This window comes from Streptomyces sp. TRM68416 (genome assembly GCF_014596915.1).
Classification (GTDB): Bacteria; Actinomycetota; Actinomycetes; order Streptomycetales; family Streptomycetaceae; genus Streptomyces.
In genome coordinates this window covers 91125-100110 of record NZ_JACVWU010000031.1, presented here as the reverse complement: position 1 = coordinate 100110, position 8986 = coordinate 91125, and the positions used below count along the sequence as shown (strand labels likewise).

The following is an 8986-nucleotide window of genomic DNA, read 5'->3' as shown; positions in this document are numbered from 1 at the left end:
CGATGCGGGAGCGGTCCAGCGTCGCCGCCGAGCTGGAGATGAACTCCTTGCGCGGCGCCACGTCGTTGCCCATCAGCAGGTCGAAGACCTGCTCGGCGGCCTCCAGGTCGGAGAGGTTGATACGGCGCAGGGTGCGGTGGCGCGGGTCCATCGTCGTCTCGGCCAGCTGGTCGGCGTCCATCTCGCCGAGGCCCTTGTAGCGCTGGATCGAGTCCTTGTACCGGATGCCCTTGCTCTGGAACTCCATGAGCGTGTCCCGCAGCTCGCGGTCCGAGTACGTGTACACGTACTTGTCCTGGCCCTTCTTGGGCTGGACGACCTCGATGCGGTGCAGCGGCGGCACCGCGGCGAAGACCCGGCCGGCCTCGACCATGGGGCGCATGTAGCGCTGGAACAGCGTCAGCAGCAGACAGCGGATGTGGGAGCCGTCCACATCGGCGTCGGTCATCATGATGATCTTGCCGTAGCGGGCCGCGTCGATGTCGAAAGTACGGCCCGACCCCGCTCCTATGACCTGGATGATCGCGCCGCACTCGGCGTTCTTCAGCATGTCCGTGACGGACGACTTCTGGACGTTGAGGATCTTGCCGCGGATCGGCAGCAGCGCCTGGAACTCGGAGTTCCGGGCGAGCTTGGCGGTACCGAGCGCGGAGTCCCCCTCGACGATGAACAGCTCACTGCGGTCGACGTCGTCGCTGCGGCAGTCGGCGAGCTTGGCGGGCAGGGAGGAGGACTCCAGGGCGGTCTTCCGGCGCTGTGCGTCCTTGTGCTGGCGGGCCGCGATGCGCGTACGGGCGGCGGCGACGGCCTTCTCCATGACCACGCGGGCCTGGGCGGCGGCGTCGCGCTTCGTGGACGTCAGGAACGCCTTGAGTTCCTTGCTGATCACGGTGTTCACGATGCGGCGGGCCGCCGAGGTGCCGAGGACCTCCTTGGTCTGCCCCTCGAACTGCGGCTCGGCCAGGCGCACGGTGACGACCGCGGTGAGGCCCTCCAGGGCGTCGTCCTTGACGATGTCGTCCTCGGCGACGCGCAGCAGCTTCTTGGTGCGCAGCACCTCGTTCATCGTCTTGGTGACCGCCTGCTCGAAGCCGGCGACATGGGTGCCGCCCTTGGGCGTGGCGATGATGTTGACGAAGGACTTCAGCGTCGTGTCGTAGCCGGTGCCCCAGCGCAGCGCGACGTCGACGCCGAGTTCGCGGGTGACCTCGGTGGGGGTCATCTGACCGTGGTCGTCCAGGACCGGGACGGTCTCCTTGAAGGTGCCCTGACCGGTGAAGCGGAGGACGTCGCAGACGGCCTTGTCGGTGGCCAGGTACTCGCAGAACTCGCTGATTCCGCCGTCGAAGCGGAAGGACTCCTCGCCCTTGCTGCCGCCCTCGCCGAGGCCGTACTCGTCGCGGACGACGATGGTCAGGCCGGGGACGAGGAACGCGGTCTGGCGGGCGCGCTGGTGGAGCGTGTCCAGCGAGAGCTTGGCGTCCTTGAGGAAGATCTGGCGGTCGGCCCAGTAACGCACGCGCGTGCCGGTGCGGCTCTTGGGGATCTTCTTGGCCTTGCGCAGACCGCCCGTGGCGTCGAACTTGGCGTCGGGCCCGATGGCGGCGAAGGCGCCCGGGACGCCGCGCCGGAAGCTGACGGCGTGGGTGTGGCCGCCGCGGTCCACCTCGACGTCGAGCCGGGCGGACAGGGCGTTCACCACGGAGGCACCGACGCCGTGCAGGCCGCCGGAGGCCGCGTAGGAGCCGCCGCCGAACTTGCCGCCGGCGTGCAGCTTGGTCATGACGACCTCGACGCCGGAGAGGCCGGTCTTGGGCTCGACGTCGACCGGGATGCCCCGGCCGTTGTCCCGCACCTCGACGGAGCCGTCGTCGTGCAGGATCACCTCGATGTGGTCGCAGTATCCGCCCAGGGCTTCGTCGACGGAGTTGTCGATGATCTCCCACAGGCAGTGCATCAGGCCACGGCTGTCGGTCGAGCCGATGTACATGCCCGGGCGCTTGCGTACGGCCTCAAGCCCTTCGAGGACGAGCAGGTGCCGCGCGGTGTAGTTGGAACCGTCCCGGTCTGCTCCTGCCAGCAGCGCTGTGGACGGCACGGACGTCTCGGCGGTCACGCGGTTCGCTCCTCGCTGAATTTCAGGTGGGGCCCTTCTGGGTAAGGGCACGGCTTCGGTCGCCGCCAAGAGGGTACCGAGGCCTGGTAGAGCCGGTGTAACGCCACCCTCGTGTGGAACACAGACTAGTCCAGAGTCGCATGAGTGTTCGATCCCTCGATGGGGTGAAGTACATATCACGTTCCCTTACAGGCATGAACCATTTAGGCTCCGGGCACGTCCTCATGAACAAACCGGCAAGCCGGCCGGAGGGACCCGACCATGACCGACAGCGCGAAACCGTAAGCACCACAGACACGCAATACGGCACATTCGCCGCCAAACCCGGCAGCAGCCAGCCACCCCGGAAAAATTTCTCTCTGGGAGAAGCCGCGAGCGGGAACGTTTTGAGGCTGGTTGGATGTTGACCCTGGTACGACAGCTCGTCGAGCTAGAGAAGAGGCGACGTGACTACTGTTCTGACCCCCGCGAGCCCGCTGACGGCCGCTGACCGCTGCGACCGCTGCGGCGCCCAGGCGTACGTGCGCGTCGTCCTGCTGAGCGGCGGAGAACTGCTCTTCTGCGCCCACCACGGCCGCAAGTTCGAGCCGGAACTCAAGAAGATCGCCGCTGAGATACAGGACGAGACGGAGCGGCTGACGGCCGTTCCCGCGACCGCCTCCGAAGAAGACCGCTGACCGATCGCGTCCACGACGAGCCAGCTCCAGGCATAGGCCGGCGTACGGGCGGCTGCCCCTGACCTTTCAGGGGCAGCCGCCCGTACGCGTTGTGGCCGAGCCGCTCGGGCCGCCTCAGAAGGCTGTCAGCGGCCCTCCCGCGCCCCGGACGTCCCAGCGCAGGGCCGCGAGGATGTGGGAGACGCGCGCATAGACCCCGGGGCTTCCTGGGAGTGCGCAGCCGCGCCCCCAGGACACGAGCCCGACCAGCCGGCCCTCGGCGACCAGCGGCCCTCCGCTGTCACCCTGACAGGCGTCCCGGCCGCCGGTCACCTCTCCGGCGCACAGCATGCTCTCGGCGAGGTACGCGTCCCCGCCGGTGTTCGGGTAGGCCCTCTCGCACTGCCGGTCGGACAGCACGTGCAGGCGTGCCGCCCGCAGACTCCGCGCGTAGTCACCTCGCCCGGTGACGTCTCCCCATCCGTAGACCATGGCGGGTGCTCCCGCCCCGTAGGCCGGGTCACCGGCGGGCGCCATCGCGATGACCGACCCCTCCGGGAGGGGCTCGGCCAGCTTGAGTACGGCGAAGTCCCCGGCGTTGGTGACGTCGTCGTACTCCGGGTTCACCCACGTCTCGCGTACGGCGATCTCCTTGCCCTCGTCCGAGCGCAGATCCGTGCGGCCCGCGATGACCTTCAGGTCGCCGACCTGGTCCGGCGGGGAGCCCAGGACGTCCTCGCGCAGACAGTGGGCCGCGGTGAGCACGGTGTGCGGGCCGACGGCCGCACCGCCGCAGAACTGGCCCGCGCGCATACCTCCGAACCGGTCACGGCTGGACAGCGCGACGGTCCAGGGACTGTCCGACACGTCCACCGGGAAGCCGCCCACGACGACACTGTCGGGGGCGACGGGGGCGGCGGACGCGCGCGGTATGGCGGCCACGGCTGCCGCCAGGACCAGCGGTCCCGCCAGCAGCCGGACGAAGGGACGACGCATGGATGCTCCTCACTCACAGGTGGTCGTGGGAGACCCAGAGTGATCCAGCGCGCCCCGCCGCGCACCCGCGCGCGAGCACACGAAGGCCCGGCTCCCTCTCGGGGAACCGGGCCTTCGGCGTCGTAGGGCCGCGACCTAGTCGAGGTAGTCGCGCAGCACCTGGGAACGCGACGGGTGGCGCAGCTTCGACATGGTCTTGGACTCGATCTGGCGGATGCGCTCGCGCGTCACGCCGTACACCTTGCCGATCTCGTCGAGGGTCTTCGGCTGACCGTCGGTGAGACCGAACCGCATGGAGACGACGCCCGCCTCGCGCTCGGACAGGGTGTCGAGGACCGAGTGCAGCTGCTCCTGGAGGAGCGTGAAGCTGACCGCGTCGGCCGGGACGACGGCCTCGGAGTCCTCGATGAGGTCACCGAACTCGCTGTCGCCGTCCTCGCCCAGCGGGGTGTGCAGCGAGATGGGCTCGCGGCCGTACTTCTGGACCTCGATGACCTTCTCGGGGGTCATGTCGAGTTCCTTGGCCAGCTCCTCCGGGGTGGGCTCGCGGCCCAGGTCCTGGAGCATCTGGCGCTGCACGCGCGCGAGCTTGTTGATGACCTCGACCATGTGCACCGGGATACGGATGGTGCGGGCCTGGTCGGCCATGGCGCGGGTGATGGCCTGACGGATCCACCAGGTGGCGTACGTGGAGAACTTGTAGCCCTTGGTGTAGTCGAACTTCTCGACCGCGCGGATCAGACCGAGGTTGCCCTCCTGGATGAGGTCCAGGAAAAGCATGCCGCGGCCGGTGTAGCGCTTGGCCAGGGAGACCACCAGACGGAGGTTGGCCTCCAGGAGGTGGTTCTTGGCGCGGCGCCCGTCCTCGGCGATGATCTCCAGCTCGCGCTTGAGCTTCGGGGCGAGCTTGTCGGCGTTGGCCAGCTTGTCCTCGGCGAACAGGCCCGCCTCGATGCGCTTGGCGAGCTCGACCTCCTGCTCGGCGTTGAGCAGGGGGACCTTGCCGATCTGCTTCAGGTAGTCCTTGACCGGGTCGGCGGTGGCACCGGCCGCGGCGACCTGCTGCGCGGGCGCGTCGTCCTCGTCCTCGTCGGAGAGCACGAATCCGGCGCTCTCGGCGCCCTCGGGCTCGCCCTCGCCGGGCTTGGCCTCCTCGAGGACCTCGTCCTCGACGATCTCGACGTCGTCCTTCTTGGCGGCGGTCTTCTTCGCCGCCGTCTTCTTGGCGGCGGTCTTCTTCGTGGCCGCCTTCTTGGCGGTCGTCTTCTTGGCGGCGGCCTTCTTCACGGGCGCCTCGTCCTCGACGGCGGCGGCGTCGGCGGCAGGAGCCGCCGGCGTGGCGGTGGCGGTGGCCTTCCTGGTGGTCACCGCCTTCGCCGCGACCGTCTTGGTGGCGGTGCGCTTGGCCGGACTCTTCGCTGCGACGCTCTTTCGGGTGCGCTTGGGCTCCGCGGCACTGACCATCAGCGTCACACCCTCTTCCTCGAGGATCTGGTTGAGGCTGCGCAGTACGTTCTTCCACTGAGTGGCCGGAATCTGGTCAGCTTCGAAGGCCCGACGCACGTCATCGCCGGCGATCTGCCCCTCAGCCTTTCCCCGCTCAATGAGCGCCATGACAGAGACGGACTCGGCGATCTCCGGCGGGAGCGTACGGGATGTGCTGGCCGACACGAACAACCTCTCGGAACGTTGGAAAACGGCTTCCGGCCCCGTCCACGGCGGACAGGAGCCGACCACCGGCCTTGGGGATGGGCCGACGGCGCGGGCGGGGGCCGGGAAGATGCACAGCGCCTTGTATGGCGTCCGTATTCCCTCCGCGGCTGTCACCTCTTAGGTCATCGCGTTGTTCCCACGAGCGTTACGCCCAATCTGCGTGTCCCGAGTCACACCCCGTAAGCGTTCAAAACCTGTCAGACACGGTCGGATAAGGGCAATGAGGGCTTGCGCCCGAGGCAGGGCACGGGTGTCGCCGCCTGGTCGCACCGTCGGACCCCGCAGGATCACCCGGGATCCTGCGGGGTCCGACGGGAGGCGGCTCGCCGGCCCGGCGATGCCACAGGAGGGGGGAGGCATCCCAGGGCCGCGCCGCCCGCGGGTGCGCGGTCAGTGCTCGCGCGGGGCGGGCACCACGCGCTCCACCTCGGGGTGGACGGTGAGCAGCTGCCGCGTGGCCGCCTCGGCCCCCGCGCCGTCTCCGGCGGCGAGGGCGTCGACGATCCTCGCGTGGTGCGCCAGGGACGCCTCGTTCGGCCGGTCACAGCCCGTGACCGGGCCGCCGGAGACCTGAAGCGCGGCGGACACGATCCCGGAAAGGTGCTCCAGCATGCGGTTGCCGGCGACCTGGATGAGCAGGGAGTGGAACTCGGCGTCCGCGCGGGAGAAGGTGAGCGCGTCGCCCTGCCCCATGGCGTGGCCCATGATCTCCACCATGTCGGCCAGGCGCTGCTGCACGTCCTCGCGCCCGTGCCCGGCGGCGAGCCGCGCGGCCAGCGGCTCGATCGTCCAGCGCAGCTCGGTCAGCTCGCGACGCTGGTCGTCGCGCTGCGGCCCGAAAGCCCGCCATTCGATGATGTCCGGGTCGAGAAGATTCCAGTCGCTGACGGGACGCACGCGCGTGCCGACGTTCGGCCGGGCGCTGACCAGCCCCTTGGCCTCCAGCACGCGCAGCGACTCACGCACGACGGTACGGGAGACCTCGAAACGCTGGCCGATCTCCTCGGGCACCAGCGGGCGGTCCGCTCCCAGGTCGCCGGAGACGATCATCTGGCCGAGTTGCTGGACGAGTTGGCCGTGCAGCCCGCGCCCGCGGCTGCCCGCGGCGCGCCGGCCCACGCGGCCCAGCTCCGGCTCCGCGCCCTCCCAGGAGGGGGCTCCGACGCGGTCGGCGACAGGGGCCTCGGCGTAGGGGTAGCGGTCGAGTTCGCCCGGGCCGGCCAGACCGGAATCGGCGGCGCGGGCGGCGGTCATCATGGTGTGCGCAAGGGTACTCACGGATCCTTTGTCGGCGCCCTCTCCAACTGCCTTGAGGTCTTTGGTGAAAAGCACACGAAAGGGTGATCGCTCACCCCGTCGCAATTGACGCCTTATCGGAAAGAAATGGGCTTTCCACGGGGAGTTGCGCACACGCCGGATCCGGAAAGGGCGCGGACGGTCGTCATCGGGCCCGGGAGCGCAGGGTTGTGAGCAGATACGCGCAGAGCAGGGCGGTCAGCGACAACGTCAGTGCGCCGCCGACGGGTTGGGCGACCAGGCGCGCGGCGGCCGCCAGCCAGCGCTCACCGCCGAAGGGCCACTGCGTCAGCAGCACCTCACGCACCCGCAGCGGAAACCCGGCCGCCGTTCGCACGGCAGCTCCCTCCACGGCCTTCTGTACGAGGGGTACGACGATCACAGGTACGGCGACCACCGCGGCGAACCCGGCCGAGGCGGACCGGAAGACTCCGGCGGCCAGCACCCCGGCCCAGGCACAGCCGACCACCAGTCCGATCCAACTCGCGCTCAGCGCGAGCCAGTCCGCGGGAACCTGCGCGAGCTCCCGTCCGTAGACGAGATAGAGCACTTCGGCGTCGCATCCCAGCGTGAGAAGGGCCAGGAGCAGCGCGGTGCCCCCGGAGACCAGGAGCTTGGCGGCGAGCAGTCCCAGCCGACGGGGCACGGTACCGCGGTCCGCCGCCAGGGCGGGGTGGCGGAACTCGTCGCCGAAGGCGAGCGCGCCGAGCAGCCCCGCGCCGAGCGCCGCGGGCGGCAGCGGCAGTTCCCGAGGCCACGCGGCCAGCAGGCGCGGCTGCGGGGTGTGCCCGATGCGGGCCAGCAGTACGGCGGTGAGGGCGGACACCACGAGCACGGCGGCCCCGATGAGGAACCCCGTGCCGACTCCGGCGGCCCGGCGAAGTTCGTAGCGGAGCGGACGCAGCGGGCTGGGGGCGGGGCGTACGGAGATGGGCGGCGGGAGGGAGGGGAGGGGGGCGAGGGGGCGGGGGCCGGAGGGGCGGGGCGGCTGCCGGGGGCGGACGTCCGGCTGGGTCTGCGCGGGCGGCGACGCTGCGGGTGCGTCGGCGGATGTCCGGTCCGTTGTGGCCGAATCGACGGACGGCCGGCCGGTTGCGGGCGAATCGACGCACGCCCGGCCGGTCGCGGGCGAATCGACGCACGCCCGGCCGGTCGCGGGCGAATCGACGCACGCCCGGCCGGTCGCGGGCGAATAGACGGACGGCCGGCCGGTTGCGGGCGAATAGACGAACGGCCGGGCCGTGTCGTGGGCGGGTGCGGTGCCCTGAACTGCCGGCTGCGGGGGATCGGGCTCTTTCGCCGCTGGGGCACCAGGTCCCATGTCCCCGATTTCGTCCGCGAGTTGGTGGACGAGAATGCCGTGCCGGAAGGCAAGCTCCCCGACGTCGGCGCAGGTGCTGCCGTACACGGCGAGACGGTTGCCCTCCTCGCGGACGATCTCGACGGAGCGCTGTGCGGTGCGGGCCTCCTTGGCGAGCAGTGCCGCGAGGCGGGCGGCGTGCGGGGTACGGACGGCGACGCGGGGGCGCAGGCGGGTGCGGGCGAAGTCGGCGGCCTCCTGGTCGGCGACGAGTCGGCCCCGTTCCAGTGTGATGACCCGGTCGGCCGTGCGCGCCGCCTCCTTGGGGTCGGCGGTGGTCAGCAGCACCGTGCCACCCTGGGTGGCGTGGGCGCGCAGCACACCGTGCAGCCAACGGCTCTCCCGGGCGGACAGTCCGTCGGCGGGATCGTCGAGCACGAGGGTGTGCGGATCGGCGAGCAGCGCGCAGGCCAGTCCGAGGCGGCGGTCCATACCGCGTGAGAGCGTGCCCAGGCGTTCGTCGCGCAGGCTGACCAGGCCGACGACCTCCAGGACTTCGTCGGCACGGCGCACCGGAACGCCGGCCGCGGCGCACAGCATGCGCAGGTGACCGCGGACCGAGCGGGCCGGATGTCCCGGCACATCGCCCAGGAGCACACCGACCTCACGTGACGGATGGGCGATCCGGTGCAGTGGACGGCCTCTGAAGTAGGTGAGCCCACGGCCCTGTTGGAGTTCGAGCATGAGTCTGAGCGCCGTCGTCTTGCCCGCCGCGGGTGCACCGAGCAGCGTGGTGACATGGCCCGCGCGCGCCTCGAAGGAGACGTCGTCGACGGCGGGCGGAAGCTCCTTGCGCGGGTTGCTGGTCAGTCCGAAGGCCTGGATCACCCGAAGCAAGATAGCGCGCTA

6 protein-coding genes are annotated in these 8986 nt (G+C 70.4%); 1 reads left to right on the top strand and 5 read right to left on the bottom strand.

Annotation, left to right across the window (positions count from 1 at the left end):
* A partial coding sequence (locus ICC28_RS35435) for a type IIA DNA topoisomerase subunit B (RefSeq protein ID WP_188292924.1) occupies positions 1-2116 on the bottom strand: 2116 nt, incomplete at its 3' end.
* A 446-nt stretch (positions 2117-2562) separates the two neighbouring features.
* Between ICC28_RS35435 and ICC28_RS35430 the strand changes: the two genes are divergently transcribed.
* Entirely contained in the window at positions 2563-2793 is a 231-nt protein-coding gene (locus ICC28_RS35430) for a hypothetical protein (protein ID WP_188292923.1), read from the top strand.
* Positions 2794-2907: 114 nt separating this feature from the next.
* On the opposite strand, the gene ICC28_RS35425 is transcribed toward ICC28_RS35430, so the two are convergent.
* From ICC28_RS35425 to ICC28_RS35410, 4 genes are all read right to left on the bottom strand, one after another.
* Positions 2908-3768: a serine protease gene (locus tag ICC28_RS35425; protein WP_188292922.1), complete on the bottom strand. Its 861-nt coding sequence runs from the start codon at positions 3766-3768 to the stop codon at positions 2908-2910.
* Positions 3769-3903: 135 nt separating this feature from the next.
* Positions 3904-5439 carry an RNA polymerase sigma factor gene (locus ICC28_RS35420; protein WP_188292921.1) on the bottom strand — a complete coding sequence of 512 codons (1536 nt, stop codon included), beginning with the start codon at positions 5437-5439 and terminating at the stop codon, positions 3904-3906.
* Between the two features lie 432 nt (positions 5440-5871).
* Positions 5872-6759 carry a FadR/GntR family transcriptional regulator gene (locus ICC28_RS35415; RefSeq protein ID WP_188292920.1) on the bottom strand — a complete coding sequence of 296 codons (888 nt, stop codon included), beginning with the start codon at positions 6757-6759 and terminating at the stop codon, positions 5872-5874.
* Between the two features lie 163 nt (positions 6760-6922).
* Positions 6923-8965, bottom strand: a complete 2043-nt coding sequence (locus tag ICC28_RS35410) for an ATP-binding cassette domain-containing protein (RefSeq protein WP_188292919.1) — start codon at positions 8963-8965, stop codon at positions 6923-6925.
* Positions 8966-8986: the final 21 nt, after the last annotated feature.